The 15,849-nt window shown below is 46.5% G+C and carries 5 protein-coding genes; 1 reads left to right on the top strand and 4 read right to left on the bottom strand.

The window, feature by feature from the left end; translation table 11 throughout:
- On the top strand, positions 1–1,442 hold a 1,442-nt coding region (locus NDI35_RS11665; RefSeq protein WP_445312879.1), incomplete at its 5' end, for a choice-of-anchor Q domain-containing protein.
- A gap of 126 nt (positions 1,443–1,568) precedes the next feature.
- Here NDI35_RS11665 and NDI35_RS11660 read toward each other — a convergent pair.
- The 4 genes from NDI35_RS11660 to NDI35_RS11645 are packed head-to-tail and all read right to left on the bottom strand — an operon-like array spanning position 1,569 to position 15,767.
- The gene (locus NDI35_RS11660; RefSeq protein ID WP_445312878.1) at positions 1,569–5,099 is read right to left on the bottom strand and encodes a WD40 domain-containing protein; all 3,531 of its coding nucleotides are present in this window, start codon (positions 5,097–5,099) and stop codon (positions 1,569–1,571) included.
- A 27-nt stretch (positions 5,100–5,126) separates the two neighbouring features.
- On the bottom strand, positions 5,127–8,684 hold the full coding sequence (locus tag NDI35_RS11655; RefSeq protein WP_445312877.1) for a WD40 domain-containing protein: 3,558 nt from the start codon (positions 8,682–8,684) through the stop codon (positions 5,127–5,129).
- Positions 8,685–8,711: 27 nt separating this feature from the next.
- Entirely contained in the window at positions 8,712–12,242 is a 3,531-nt protein-coding gene (locus NDI35_RS11650; protein WP_445312876.1) for an AAA-like domain-containing protein, read from the bottom strand.
- Positions 12,243–12,269: 27 nt separating this feature from the next.
- Entirely contained in the window at positions 12,270–15,767 is a 3,498-nt protein-coding gene (locus tag NDI35_RS11645) for an AAA-like domain-containing protein (RefSeq protein WP_445312875.1), read from the bottom strand.
- Positions 15,768–15,849: the final 82 nt, after the last annotated feature.

Genomic DNA, 15,849 nt, shown 5'->3' with positions numbered 1-15,849 from the left:
TCATCGATGGGGGAAACAATCTTCAATTTCCCGCTAAACTGACGACCGGAGATCCTAATGATAGTAATGTTACGGCAAATGTGACGATCGCAGACCCCTTACTCGGCCCTTTGGAAAATATTAACGGCGCTTTTGTGTTGCCGCTGCTAGTAGGAAGTCCGGCAATTGATACCGGTACTGGTGCGGGCGCGCCGGCGGAGGATCAGCGTGGTGTCATTCGCCCTCAAGATGGTGATAATAACGGAAGTGCGATCGTTGATATTGGCGCTTACGAATTTAACCCTACAGTCACGCCGACTCCTACTCCGACGCCGATTCCAACTCCCACTCCGACTCCCACTCCGACTCCAACTCCCACACCGGAACCAACTCCGACGCCCACACCGGAACCGACTCCGACTCCCACACCGGAACCGACTCCGACTCCCACACCGGAACCGACTCCGACTCCCACGCCAACTCCGGCCGTAGATGATTGCCTACTCGATAGCCTCAACGCCCCGCAACTAGATCCTGCCACCATCACCCCCAACCCCGTCCAAGAAACTATCAACGGCGGCGACACTACCGACTTCATCATGGGCGGTGGCATTAACGAGTCAATTAACGGACTCGCCGGCAACGATACTCTCTACGGCATGGGCGGCAATGACAACATTGACGGCGGCGCAGATAACGACTCAATTTTTGGTAATGAAGGCAGCGATTTCATCTCTGGCGGCGCTGGCAACGATACCATCTACGCTGGCAAAGATCCTGACACTGTTGTTGGGGGAGATGACGAGGACTTGTTGAGGGGAGATCTCGGCAATGATACAGTTGCCGGCGGCGTTGGCAACGACAGCATTTTCGGCGGTAAAGAGGACGATATCTTGCTGGGTGAAGATGGTGACGACTACATTTTAGGCAACTTAGGAAATGACACAATTAATGCTGGAAATGGCAACGATATTGCCTTTGGCAATGAAGGTACAGACCTGATTTTTGGCGACATCGGTAACGATACCCTGTACGGCGGCAAAGAAAACGACAGTCTCGATGGCGGTGAGGGCAACGACTTGCTGTTGGGCGGCAATGAAAACGATGTGATCTGCGGCGACATCGGTAACGATACCCTGTACGGCGGCAAAGGTAGTGATATTCTCAGCGGTGGCAGCGGTGCCGATTTCCTTTCCGGGGATGTTGGCGACGATACATTGACGGGAGGTTCGGGAAATGATGTGTTTTTCCTCAATCAAAGTTTGGGTAGCGACATCATTAATGATTTCCGCAAGGGAGAGGATTTAATTGGGTTGAATTCTGATTTGAGTTTTAATCAACTCAGTATTACTTCCAGCAACAATCAAACTTTGATTACTGTGACAGATACCAATCAATTGTTGGCGAAGCTTAACAATATTACGCCCGGTATTCTCACCGCTAGCGATTTCATTACTCTGTAGTTATTATAGCAATCCTCGCATCATTTGTGAATTTCTTACGGACTCCCAGCGGGTTCGGGGAGGGTTGGGGTGGGGTAAAAAATTTACGACTCCTGCAAGGATTGCTATAATAAAGTGGACTTGATATTATTCCGTTCCAATACCATCGCACAACAAACGATCGCCATTCTCCACCATCGCATTCGTCCGCAAATAATCGCGCACGCGATCGCAACCATAACCCAACAAATTCAGATTCAACACTCGCTCCACATTCCACAGAATCAGCGTGTTATCCTCACTGACGGAAGCCACAAACTTTCCGTCAGAACTGTAGGCTAATCCCCTAATCGCCGCAGTGTGACCCCTAAGCGTCGTTAGTTGCGTACCGTCGAGTTTCCACAACTTCACCGTGTTGTCTACACCGCCAGAAGCAATAATTTGACTGTCGGGACTAAACCTCACTCCCCACACTGCTGCTGTGTGACCTGAAAGCGTTCTGAGTAATTTACCGTCAATTGTCCAAAGCTTAACGGTTTTGTCTCCACTACCAGAAGCGATGATATTACCTTGATGGTTAAAAGCAACTCTCCAAACTGCCGTAGTGTGACCTCCGAAAGTTCTCACCAAACTACCGTCCAGCTTCCACAACTTTACAGTACCGTCTCCCCCGGCGGAGGCAACTAACTGACCGTCGGGACTAAATGCTAGCTGCCAAACAGGAGCGTGATGTCCGGTCATCGTATGCAATAATGTACCGTCGCGCCGCCAAAGCTTAATTGTGTTATCTAGGCTTCCCGTAGCAATAATTTGAGCGTCTGGACTGAAAGCGACTGTAAAGACGGTAGCTTGATGACCCGTTAAAGTTGCGATCGCTTTCCCATTTCGCTCCCAAATATTCACCTTATTATCGTTTCTGGTAGCAGCAATTAACTTGCCATCCGCACTGATAGCAACACCAACACCATAGAGTACCGAGTTTTTTCCAGTGAAAGTCGCCAACAATTTGCCTTCCCGACTCCAAAGTTTAACTGTACCGTCCTCGCTAGAAGTAGCGATCGTAGAACTATCCGCACTGATATCGATTCCCCAAATTGCACCTTTATGGGCAGTAATGGTTGTCTGTAAGGGATTTTGACTTTCCCACAATCTGACGGTGTTTTCTGCACCCGCCGAAGCAATATAGCTGCCGTCGGGACTCCAAGCTAAATCCCAAATCGACGCGCTGTGACCGCTGAAGGTAGTCAGTCCTGTGCCGTCGATATTCCAAATTTTGACAGTTTTATCCCGACTTCCAGAGACGATTTTTTGACCGTCGGGACTAAACTCCGCTGAAGATATGACAGCAGTATGACCTACAAGCGTCCTCAGCAAAGTACCGTCAAGTTTCCAAACTTTTATGGTTTTGTCTCCACTTACCGAAACAATTGTTTTACCGTCGGGACTAAACGCCACTGAACATACGACAGCAGTATGACCTACAAGCGATCTCAGAAAAGTACCGTCCAGCTTCCAGAGTTTTATGGTTTTGTCTCCACTTGTAGATGCAATTATTTTGCCATCGGGACTAAATGCCAGTGAAGTTAAGGCACCACCAGTACGGGCTGGGAAAGTTTTTAACAAAGTACCGTCTAACTTCCAGAGTTTCACAGTGTTATCCTGACTTGTAGAGGCAATTATTTGACCGTCAGGACTAAAAGCAACTCCCCACACTGCAAGACTGTTACCCTGAAAAGTTTTTAGCAAAGTGCCGTCCAACTTCCAAAGTTTTACAGTACCATCGTCACTTCCAGAAGCAATTAGCTGACCGTCTGGGCTAAATTTGACTCTGCGAACGAGCGCTTGATGACCTGTGAGAGTGGCAATTTCCGTTCCATCTCGTCGCCAAATTTTAACGGTTTTATCTACGCTTGCCGAGGCAATTAGCTTGCTGTCAGGACTGATATCCACTGTCATCACAGCCGCTTGATGCCCGGAAAAACGGTTGTATTCATCTGCTTGATAAACGGCTTGTCGCAGTACATTTTCAACTGTGCGATCGATACTGGCATCTGCCGATTTTAATCTTTGTAATTTTCGTGTAGCTTTGATAGCTTCTATCAGGGCGTCTAATCTCCGGTTTGAGGCAAACAATCCCTCAGAAGAAGATGCCAGCGCTCTAATTTCACTAATCCTTGCTTGACGTTCGTTTTCTGCGGCTCGGCGATACTGAAAATAAGTTGTAACTCCTAAAATGCAGGCAAACAGCAATGCACCACTCACAGCAAATAGCAAAATTCTTTGTCGTTTGGCCGCTCTTTTTTCTTGTGCGAGCCGTATTTGTTCTTCTCTAAGTCGCGCTTCTACCTCTTTTGTCCGTTCTGCTTCTAAAACGAGTTGGATTTCTTGGCTATCGAGGTCTTGACTGGCAGCGATAAATTGATAATCCAAGTCGCTCAAACTTTTTCCTTGGGCCCATAACTGAGCGTCTTTCAGGGCTTGACCGCGCAACAGCCGCGATTCATCCTGTTGTTTAGAAGCAATCCAAGCATCGAAGGCTTGAGAGTAAGGGCGCAGTTTCCCTAATTGTTTCTCTACCCATTCGAGGTTAAATACTTCTCGATAAATAGGGCTTTTTACCTGCAAATAACCCGGCTGTTTGACGACTAATCCCGATAGCAAGAGTTCGATTGGCTCTCGGCTCTCATCGGTTGCAGCTTTTACGCCTTGTAAGATTTGCTGATAAATGCCTAGCAATCTACCTGCGCGTTGTTCGTTGCTAAGAATGCGATCGCGAATTGTCTTTAAATGCTCAGGCTCATCTTGCGATTCCCATTGATTGATGATGTTTTCTCTCACCAACGATTCCACAAAAAATCCCTCGGTTCCCGGTGGTATTTTTAAATCACCGCTGTGGGCTTTCCGCGCCATTTTCACTACTACTTCACATATTTTTTGCGTTAAAAATGGCTGTCCTCCCGTCCAATATAAGATTTCTTTGAGAACTGCCTGCGGATTGGCTATGACCTTTTCTAACCCTTTCGCTAATGGTTGCGCTTCTTCTAAGCTAAATCCTGACAAATCGATCGCTTGTCCGATATTAAAAGGTGTCCGATTTTTATCGGCGATTAAATCGCTGGGTGTAGCTACTCCGAAAATTATGAATGTAATCCGGTTGTATTCTGGATTAATGGCTCGTTGGTTGTAACAATAACGAATCAAGGCGAAAAAGTCATCGACGGGAAAATCTAAGCTTAAAATACTATCAATCTCATCGACAAATAGAAAAATCCGCTCAGTCGGAAATTTTACCAATAATATCTCTTCAATAAATTGACTCAATCTTTGCAGGAGAGAAACTTCTTCTTGTTCTTGCCACCAGGTTTTTAAATTAACTTTTCCTACAAGATGGAAACTGCGCCACAAATCCCCAACGATTCCTTTATACCACTGTAAAGGAGTAATGTTTTCGCTACCGATGCGGGTCATGTCGATCGTGCTGCATTGAAATCCTTCGGCTTGCAATCGATGGAAGGTGCGGACGAGAAGGGAAGACTTGCCCATTTGTCGCGAATTGAGAATGTAGCAAAACTCGCCTCTTTTTAAGGCTTGATAAAGTTCGATATCTGCTTGTCGTTCGACATAGGTAGGCGCATCAGTTGTGAGACTGCCACCAATTTGGTAAGAATAATCTTTCATAATTGATAGTTAATTGTTTCGGATAATTTAGCGATCGCCCACTGCATCGCACAAATGCCTATCCTCCTCCTTCACATGGGGATTCGTCCGCAGATAATCCCGCACCCAGTCGCATCCATACTGGAGAAAATCGAGCTGGAAAATTCGCTCTAAATTCCACACAATTGCTGTGGTATCCTGACTGGCTGAGGCGATGAACTTTCCATCAGGGCTAAAGCTGACTCCGAACACCCCATCCCCGTGTCCTTTTAAAGTTTCAAGCTCTTGACCATCGTACCTCCAAAGTTTAACAGTGCCGTCAAAACTTGCTGAAGCGAGAGTCTTGCCATCCGGGCTAAATGCCACTCCGAATACCCCATTTTTGTGTCCCTTTAAGGCTCTAATTTCTGTACCCTCCAACCGCCAAAGTCTCACCATGCTATCCATACCTGCTGAAGCGAGAGTCTTGCCGTCAGGGCTAAATGCCACTCCCGCCACCTGACGGCGATGGCTTGTTAAAGTGTGTAGAAGCTTGTAGCTGGGCTTTCCAGAGGCGATCGCATTATCCCACTGCCAAAGTTTGATAGTGCCGTCCACACTACCAGAGGCAATCAGCTTTCCATCAGGACTAAAGGCAACTCCATTAATGTGATCGGTATGCCCTTTGAGAGTTGCCAATTGGGTGCCGTCAATCCTCCAGACTTTGACCGTTTTGTCCTCGCCCGCCGAGGCGATTGACTGCCCATCGGGATGGAAATCAACCGCGAAAACTCTACCTTGATGTCCAGTAAAAGTCTTGATTAAGGTTCCATCTAGTCGCCACAATCGAACAGTGCCGTCATAACCGCCTGTAGCAATCGTGTCTCCGTTTGGGCTGAAATCTACTCCGAAAAGTTTATCGGCTTGTTTGGGGAAAGTGCGAATTAAGCTACCATCAAGCCGCCAAAGTTTAACGGTATTGTCACGACTGGCGGTGGCAATTGTCTTACCATCTGGACTAAATTTTATGGTGTAAATTGATGCTTGATGTCCGTTAAGAGTCTTGAGCAAACTGTCATCAAGCTTCCAGAGTGCGATCGGGCCATCCCAACTCGATGAGGCAAAGATTTTCCCGTCAGGACTCCAAGCCAATCCAGAGACGACATCCTTGGCGACTAGCAGGGTTTTTACCAGAGTGCCGTCAAGCTGCCAAAGTTTGACTGTTCTGTCTAGACTTGCCGAGGCAAGCAAACCACCTTGAGGGTTAAAAGCGATTTTTGTCACGGCATCGCTGTGTCCAGTTAGGGTTTTGACTAAAGTTCCATCAATGTGCCAAAGTTTGACCGTTTTATCCCAACTCGCCGAGGCGATGAGATTTCCTTGAGGGCTGAAGGCAACATTCTTGACCCTATCCGTATGTCCCCTCAGAGTTCTGATCAGTTTACCGTCTGCATTCCAGAGTTTGATAGTTTTATCTTTAGAAGCAGATGCAATAATTTGACTGTCCGGGCTCAAGGCAACGCTGTCAACTTCATCTGTATGTCCGGTGAGAGTTCTCAGCAGTTTACCGTCTGTACTCCAGAGTTTAACTGTTTTATCTTTAGAAGCCGAAGCAATAATTTGATTGTTAGGAGCGATCGCGACTTGTGAAATATTATTGGTATGTCCTTTTAAGGTCTGCCACAAGGTATAACTCGGTTTGACCTTTGGTGAATTTGTACTGTTTTTGCGCCAAAGTTTGACTGTGTTATCCCCCGAACCCGAAGCAATTAGATCGCCTCTGGGGTTAAATACGACTCCCAAAACTGCATTGTTATGCCCTTGAAGGATTCCTAGTTTTGTACCGTCTTTTTCCCAAAGATCGATCGTTGTGTCGGCAGAAGCTGAGGCTATGAGTTCTCCATCAGGGCTGAATGTTACATCATTAACCACATTGTCATGCCCCGATAAATGATTATAGTCAACGGCTCCATAAACAGCTTGATGGAGAGCTTCTTTAACTGAGCCTTCGAGCTCTGGGTCTACAATACCTAACTTTTGTAGTTGTCGCTTTCCTCTGATTGCCTCTATGAATGCGTCTAATTTTTGATTTGAGGCGAATAGTGCTTCGGAAGATTTGGCGATCGCTTTGATTTCGCTGACAGCCGTTTGCCGATACTGAAAATACACCGCTACCCCCAATGCACAGGCGATAATTAATGCTATTGTTACTACAAAGAGCAAAAATCTTTGTCGCCTTGAACTTTTTTTCTCTACAGCTAATCTTTTTTGTTCTTCTGTTAGTCTAGCTTCAATTTCTTTAGCCCGTTCTGCTTCCAATCCTACCTGCATTTCTCGGCGGTCTAATTCTTCAGAAGCGCCTAAAAATTGATAATCTAAGTCACTCAAACTTTTACCCTGGGCCCAAGCTTGAGCATTTTTCAAGGCTTGTCCGCGCAACAGTCGGGATTTATCGGTCTGCTTGGACGTTATCCAAGCATCAAAGGCTTGAGAGTATGGACGCAAGGAAGCGAGGTTTTTTTCGACCCATTTTTTGTTAAATACTTCTTGATAAATGCGGTTCCTTACCTGTAAAAACCCCTGAGATTTTACTACCAAACCAGACAGCAAGAGTTCTACCTGTTCTCGCGAGTCATCGGTGGGTACTTCCACTCCTTGTAAGATTTTTTGATAGATTCCCAGGAGTCTTCCAGCACGTTGCTCATTTCTCAAAATGCGATCGCGAATTGTCTTTAAATGCTCAGGCTCATCTTGCGATTCCCATTTATTGATGATGTTTTCTCTCACCAACGATTCCACAAAAAATCCCTCGGTTCCCGGTGGTATTTTTAAATCACCGCTGTGGGCTTTCCGCGCCATTTTCACTACTACTTCACATATTTTTTGCGTTAAAAATGGCTGTCCTCCCGTCCAATATAAGATTTCTTTGAGAACTGCCTGCGGATTGGCTATGACCTTTTCTAACCCTTTCGCTAATGGTTGCGCTTCTTCTAAGCTAAATCCTGACAAATCGATCGATTGTCCGATATTAAAAGGTGTCCGATTTTTATCGGCGATTAAATCGCTGGGTGTAGCTACTCCGAAAATCGCGAAAGTAATTCGATTGTATTCTGGATTGATAGCTCGTTGATTGTAGCAGAAACGAATCAAGGCGAAAAAATCATCTACCGGAAAATCTAAACTTAAAATACTATCAATCTCATCCACAAATATAAAAATTCGCTCCTCTGGAAATTTTACCAATAATATCTCTTCAATAAATTGACTCAATCTTTGCAGGAGAGAAACTTCTTCTTGTTCTTGCCACCAGGTTTTTAAATTAACCTTTCCTACAAGATGGAAACTGCGCCACAAATCCCCAACGATTCCTTTATACCACTGTAAAGGAGTAATGTTTTCGCTACCGATGCGGGTCATGTCGATCGTGCTGCATTGAAATCCTTCTGCTTGCAGTCGGTGCAGGGTGCGAACGAGAAGGGAAGATTTTCCCATCTGTCGGGAGTTGAGGACGTAGCAAAACTCGCCGAGTTTTAAGGCTTCATAAAGTTCGATATCGGCTTGTCGTTCGACATAGGTAGGCGCATCAGTTTTGAGACTGCCACCAATTTGGTAAGAGTAATCTTTCATAATTGATAGTTCATGGTTTCGGATAATTTAGCGATCGCCCACTGCATCGCACAAATGTCTATCCTCCTCCTTCACATCGGCATTTGTTCGCAGATAATCCCGCGCCCAGCCGCAACCAAAAGCCAGTGGATCTGTATTGAGAATTCGCTTCACATCCCACAAAACCGCCGTTTGGTCATGGCTGGCGGAGACAAGGAAAGTGCCGTCGGGACTAAAGGAAACTTTTGGCACCAAACCTCTATGTCCCGTGAGCGTCCTCAGCAAGATGCCATTTTTATTCCAGAGTTTCACCGTGTTATCCAGACTTGCCGTAGCGACGATTTCACCATCCGGGCTAAAGGAAATTCCCTGCACTCCGTATGCGTGACCTTTAAGCGTTCTCCGTAGCAGTGTTTTGTGAGGAACTGAGGTGTCTGAGGACTCTAATTTCCAGAGTTTGGCGGTGCCATCTGTACTGGCTGAGGCTAGAGTCTTGCCATCAGGACTGAAACTGACCCCCATAATCATAGCCGGATGGGCATCAATCGCCTGCAACAAAGTGCCATCGGGCTTCCAGATAGCGAGAGTACCGCTGCTACCGACGGCGGCTAAAGCTTTTCCATCAGGGCTAAAGGCCACACTCCAGAAGCCGCTGCCATCTAGCTTCAGAGTTCGCACTAACACGCCGTCTGGCTGCCAGAGTTTCACCGTGCCGTCTGAGCTTGCGGAGGCAATAATTTTACCGTCCGGACTCCAAGTAATTCCGTAAACTACACCTTTGTGGGCGTTGATTTCTCTCAGAAATCTGCCATCCTTGTGCCAGAGTTTAACTGTTTTTTCACCCCCTGAAGCAATGAGTTTACCGTCAGGACTGAATGCCACATCCCAAAGCCCCCCTGTACCCTCCTTAAGCGTCTTCAGCAACGTGCCATCGACGCGCCAAAGTTTCACCGTGCCGTCTGTACTGGCAGTGGCGACGATTTTTCCGTCAGGAGCGAAAGCAGCTCTATAAACAGCAGCGTCATGACCTAGCAGGGGCAAGAAAAAAATGTTTTTCGGCTGCGAAAGTTTGACAGCATTTCCTATACCCAGGGAAGCAATGAAACTGCCGTCAGGACTGAAATCGATATTCCATAACGCACTGCGATGTCCTGCAAAAGTTCTCAGATCTTTGCCGTCTTTGCTCCAAAATTTGATTGTGCGATCGCCGCTGCCTGTGGCGATAATCTTACCGTCAGGACTGAAATCTAGACTCTCAACCCCAGATGCGTGACCCTTAAGGGTTCGTATAGGCTGTAACTCTTCGTCTGACGGGGTATGGGAGCGCCAAAGTTTAACGGTCTTATCCATGCTCGCAGAGGCAAATATCTCGCCCTGTGGACTGAACTCGACCTCCCAAATGGCAGCGCTGTGTGCTTGAAACGTTCTCCGTAACTTTACGGAGGTCCAGAATGGGCCGTCTTTTTTCCACAATCGGATCGTCCCCTCCGCACTTCCGCTAACGAGCATTTCCCCGTCGGGGCTAAAGCTCAGGCTCCTCACCGCATCGGTGCGATCGAGAATGGTTAATAAATTGCCGTTTTTGTCCCACAGTTTAACGGTGTTATTCTCACCGGATGCAGCTAAAGTCTCGCCATCTGGGCTGAACGCCACACCGTTAAACTCGTTACTGTGTCCCTCAAGGCTGTGTAGGAGTTTGGGGCCCGCCCAAGACGTTCCCTTTTGCTGCCAAACTTTAACTGTGCCGTCTCCACTGGCGCAAGCGAGGAGTTTGCTGTCGGGGCTAAAAGCCATCCTCTGCACTATACCGTTGTGGGGAAGAGTCGTAATCAGGGTGCCATCTCGCTGCCAGAGTTTGACCTGGTTATCTGTACTTGCAGAGGCAATTGTCCCAGCGTCGGGACTGATTGCTAATCTATACAGTGTCGCCTGATGTCCTGATAAGCGGTTGAACTCCGACGCTCCATAAACGGCCTGCTCTAGTAATAATTGCACGCGCTTTTCTAGTTCGGGATTTGCTCCACCCAGTTGTTGCAGTTTGCGCTTGGCTTTGATGGCGGCGATGAGGCTGTCTAATTTTTGCTCTAAGGTGAAGAGGGCTTCGGATGAGGTGGCGATCGCTTCTACCTCACTCAATGTAGCTCGACGATATTGCCAAAAAGCTGCTGTTCCTAAACCGAGGGCGATCGCTAATGCGAAAGAGAGTGCAGCAATAAACCACTTTTGCCGTCTGGCATTTTTTTCGACTTCTTTTAACCTTTCTGCTTCTAAGGTCAGTTGCATTTCTTGCTTGTCGAGTTCGGCGCTAGCTGCTAAAAATTGATAGTCTAAATCGCTCAAACTTTTTCCCTGCATCCAGAGTTGAGCATCTTTTAAGGCTTGTCCCCTCAAAAGGCGCGAATCATCTGTTTGTTGGGCAGCGCTCCAAGCATCGAAAGATTGGGAGTAAGGACGCAGTTGTCCTAATTGTTTCTCTACCCATTCTCTATTAAATACTTCTTGATAAATCCTGTTTTTTACCTGCAAATAGCCATGCTTTTTTACCACTAAACCGGATAGTAATAGTTCGATTTGTTCGCGGCTGTCATCGGTTGGTACTTCCACACCTTGCAAGATTGGCTGGTAAATGCTGAGCAATCTTCCGGCGCGTTGTTCGTTTCTCAGGATGCGATCGCGGATCGTCTTTAAATGCTCCGGCTCATCTTGCGATTCCCAGTTGTGGATAATATGCCTTTTTACTACCGATTCCACAAAAAATCCTTCGGTTCCCGGTGGTATTGTTAAATTGCTGCTGTGAGATTCTTTAGCAGTTCTTACCACCAATACACATAGTTTTTGGGTCAGAAATGGTTGTCCACCCGTCCAAGCTAATATTTCTTTGATAACTGCTTGCGGATTATTTATTACATTTTCTAATCCTTTCGCTAATGGTTGCGCTTCCCCTAAATTAATTCCTAGCAAATCTATCGCTCGTCCGATATTAAAAGGTGTCCGATTTTTATCAGCGATTAAATCGCTGGGTGCAGCTACTCCGAAAATGGCGAAGGTAATTCGGTTGTATTCTGGATTAAGGGCTCGTTGGTTGTAACAATAACGAATCAAGGCGAAAAAGTCATCGACGGGAAAATCTAAGCTTAAAATACTGTCAATCTCATCGACAAATATAAAAATTCGCTCGTTAGTAAATCGCGCTAATAATACCTCTTCAATAAAGTGACTTAATCTTTGGAGGAGAGAAACTTCTTCTTGTTCTTGCCACCAGGTTTTTAAGTTAAGTTGCCCTAAGAGATTGAAACTGCGCCACAAATCCCCAACAATTCCTTTATACCACTGTAAAGGAGTAATGTTTTCGCTACCGATGCGGGTCATGTCGATCGCGCTGCATTGAAATCCTTCGGCTTGCAGTCGATGGAAGGTACGAACGAGAAGGGAAGATTTGCCCATTTGTCGGGAGTTGAGGACGTAGCAAAACTCGCCTTCTTTTAAGGCTTCATAAAGTTGGATATCTGCTTGTCGTTCGACATAGGTAGGCGCATCAGTTGTGAGACTGCCACCAATTTGGTAAGAATAATCTTTCATAATTGATAGTTAATTGTTTCGGATAATTTAGCGATCGCCCACTGCATCGCACAGATGTCTATCCTCCTCCCTCACATCAGCATTTGTTCGCAGATAATCTCGCACCCAGTCGCAACCATACTCCAGTAAATCGAGCTTGAGAATTTGCTCTAGATTCCACAAAATTAAAGTATTATCTTCACCCCCTGAAGCAATAAAATGACCATCAGGGCTAACGGCAGTTGCTCGCACCGCTCCACTGTGACCGATCGCGGTTTCGATTAACGTGCCATCTTGATGCCAAAGCTTGACCATTTTATCCGCGCCTCCCGTGACGAGCGTACTGCCGTCCGGAGTATAGGTTAGACCGCAAACCGCTCCACCGTGAGCATTAATGGTTTGCAACAGCGTACCGTCGCGCCGCCAGAGTTTTACAGTTCCGTCCGCACATCCACAGACGATCGTTTGACCGTCAGGGCTAAAATTCACCTTACAAACAACAGAGCTATGCCCAGTTAGGGAAGTTAGTAAAGTTCCGTCGCGATGCCACATTTCAACTGAATTTTCACTGCCCGCAGCGATTAATAATTGACCGTCAGGGCTAAAAGCCACTCGTCGCGCCGTTGAGCCATAGCTAGTTAGGGTCTGGCGTAATGTCCCATCCCGATGCCAAAGTTTAATCGTATTGTCTGCGCTGACCGAAGCAATTGTTTCGCCGTCCGGACTGAAGGCAACATACCAAACGAGAGCGCTATGTCCGCGTAAAGTCTGGAGTAATGTGCCATCCCGACTCCAGAGTTTAACAGTCGTGTCGTTACTGGCTGTGGCAATTGTTTGACTGTCGGGGCTAAATGCAATGCCAAATAAAGAAGCTTCATGTCCGACGAGAACTGTAAGTAACTTGCCATCCCGACTCCAGAGTTTCGCCGTGTAATCTAAACTGGCAGTAGCGATCGCGGAATTATCCGGGCTAATCGCCACATCCCAAATAGCGGAACTATGGGCAGCCATTTGCTTCTGGATCGGGCTATTAAGTTTCCATACCCGGACAATTTTTTCTGTCGTTCCCGATACGAGGTAAGTATTATCGGAACTCAATGCCAAGCTCCAAACTCCACCATCAGCACCCTGAAGTGTTGTCAGTTGAGTCCCGTTAATATCCCAAAGTTTAATCGTTTTATCCAAACCGCCGGAAGCGATCGCGCTCCCATCCACACTAACGGTCAAACTGCCAATTCCGGCACTGTGCGCTTGGAGAATTTTGTAGGGTTGAGGTGCGGGCTGAGTCAGGTCGTGAACGTTCCAGAATCTGATGGTTTTGTCTTGACTGGCAGTAATTAGCGTTTGACCGTCTGGAGTAAAGACAAATTGAGAAATGCCAGCATCATGCGCCTGCCAGCTATTAATCAACGTGCCATCTCGCTGCCACAGTTTTATAGAGCGCTCTGCACTCGAAGCAAACATTTCACCGTTAGGGTTAAAGCCAATGCACCCGACAAAAGCTTCATGTCCTTGCAGCGTCCGGTAAGGTCGATCGAGAAACTCACCCGTGCTATCTTGCAGCCAGAGCTTGACGGTAACATCATCGCTTCCCGATACGAGAATGCGACCGTCTGGGCTGAATCCTAGTACCTGAACCGTACCTGTGTGTGCTTTCCAATTTTGATAAGGCTCGGTGGCAAACTCGCCTGTCTCGTTGCATCCCCAAAGCTTGATGGTGCCATCTTCACCGCCACAGGCTAATTTTTGACCGTCGGGGCTAAACGTCAGTCCCCAAATGGGGCCACGATAAGCTTCCAGTGTTTTCAGCAGAGTACCGTCTCGTCGCCAAAGTTTAATCGCCCCGTCATGACTAGCAGAGGCAATCAAGTTACTATCCGGGCTAATAGCTACTTTCCAAACTTCAGCTTGATGTCCTGACAAGCGATTGCACTCGGTTGCCCCATACACGGCTTGCCGTAAGGCGGATTCAACTTGAGTCTCGGTTTCTGGAGCGACTCCACCCCAAGCTTGCAGGCGGCGCTTGGCTTCGATCGCCTGTACGAGGGCATCTAAGCGCTGATTTGAGGAAAATAGGGCATCAGAGGTTTTAGCGATCGCTTTAATTTCATTGAGTCGCGATTGGAGCAAGGCAGTGACGACTGCACCTAAGAACATTTGTTGCAGTCGAATTGCTTGTTTTTCTTGCTCCAATCGCGCTTCCACTTCCTTAGCCCGTTCTGCTTCCAAGCGGATTTCTACTTCTTTTCTGTCAAATTCTTGACTGGCTGCTAAAAATTGATAGTCTAGATCGCTCAAGCTTTTTCCCTGCGCCCACATTTGAGCATCTTTCAGCGCTTGCCCGCGTAACAGCCGCGACTCATCCTCTTGTCTGGAAGCAATCCAAGCATCGAAGGTTTGGGAGTAAGGGCGCAGTTGCCCTAATTGTTTCTCTACCCATTTAAGATTAAATACTTCTCGATAAATTCGATTTTTTACCTGCAAGTAACCTTCGTGTTTGACTAATAAACCCGATAGCAATAATTCGATTTGTTCGCTGCTATCATCGTTTACTACTGCTACGCCTTGTAAGATTTGCTGATAAATGCCGAGTAATCTTCCGGCGCGTTGAGAATTGCGTAAAATGCGATCGCGGATCGTCTTTAAATGCTCCGGCTCATCTTGCGATTCCCAGTTGTGGATAATATGCCTTTTTACTACCGATTCCACAAAAAATCCTTCGGTTACCGGTGGTATTGTTAAATTGCTGCTGTGAGATTCTTGAGCAGTTCTTACCACCAATACACATAGTTTTTGGGTCAGAAATGGTTGTCCACCCGTCCAAGCTAATATTTCTTTGATAACTGCGATAACTGCTTGCGGATTATTTATTACATTTTCTAATCCTTTCGCTAATGGTTGCGCTTCCGCTAAATTAATTCCTGGCAAATCTATCGCTCGTCCGATATTAAAAGGTGTCCGATTTTTATCAGCGATTAAATCGCTGGGTGCAGCTACTCCAAAAATCGCGAAGGTAATCCGATTGTAGGCGGGATTAATGGCTCGTTGGTTGTAACAATAACGAATCAAGGCGAAAAAGTCATCGACGGGAAAATCTAAACTTAAAATACTATCAATCTCATCGACAAATATAATAATTCGCTCCTCCGCAAATCGGGTCAATAAAATCTCTTCAATAAACTGACTCAATCTTTGCAGGAGAGAAACTTCTTCTTGTTCTTTCCACCAAGTTTTTAAATTAACTTTTCCTAATAAATTAAAGCTGCGCCACACATCCCCAACGATTCCTTTGTACCATTGTAAAGGAGTAATGTTTTCGCTGCCGATGCGGGTCATGTCAATGGTACTGCATTGAAATCCTTCTGCTTGCAGTCGGTGCAGGGTGCGAACGAGAAGGGAAGACTTGCCCATTTGTCGCGAATTGAGAATGTAGCAAAAGTCGCCTCTTTTTAACGCTTGATAAAGTTGGATATCTGCTTGTCGTTCGACATAGGTAGGCGCATCAGTTGTGAGACTGCCACCAATTTGGTATGTAACCTTGATCATGCCGTTTATGGATTAATTTAAATGTAAGTATTGAGTGAGTTTATTGAGAGGTGAGGATGTGGTGCGATCGCTTCCTTCTAAA

It is taken from the genome of Microcoleus vaginatus FACHB-2002, from assembly GCF_040004035.1.
GTDB lineage: Bacteria > Cyanobacteriota > Cyanobacteriia > Cyanobacteriales > Microcoleaceae > Microcoleus > Microcoleus vaginatus_C.
The sequence above is the reverse complement of the archived record's forward strand: the minus strand, read 5'-3'. Positions and strand labels throughout refer to the sequence as shown.

Bases quoted from the DNA above. Each gene is read 5' to 3' on its own strand.
- NDI35_RS11660 (WP_445312878.1), bottom strand. From the start codon at position 5,099: ATGAAAGATTATTCTTACCAAATTGGTGGCAGTCTCACAACTGATGCG.
- NDI35_RS11655 (WP_445312877.1), bottom strand. From the start codon at position 8,684: ATGAAAGATTACTCTTACCAAATTGGTGGCAGTCTCAAAACTGATGCG.
- NDI35_RS11650 (WP_445312876.1), bottom strand. From the start codon at position 12,242: ATGAAAGATTATTCTTACCAAATTGGTGGCAGTCTCACAACTGATGCG.
- NDI35_RS11645 (WP_445312875.1), bottom strand. From the start codon at position 15,767: ATGATCAAGGTTACATACCAAATTGGTGGCAGTCTCACAACTGATGCG.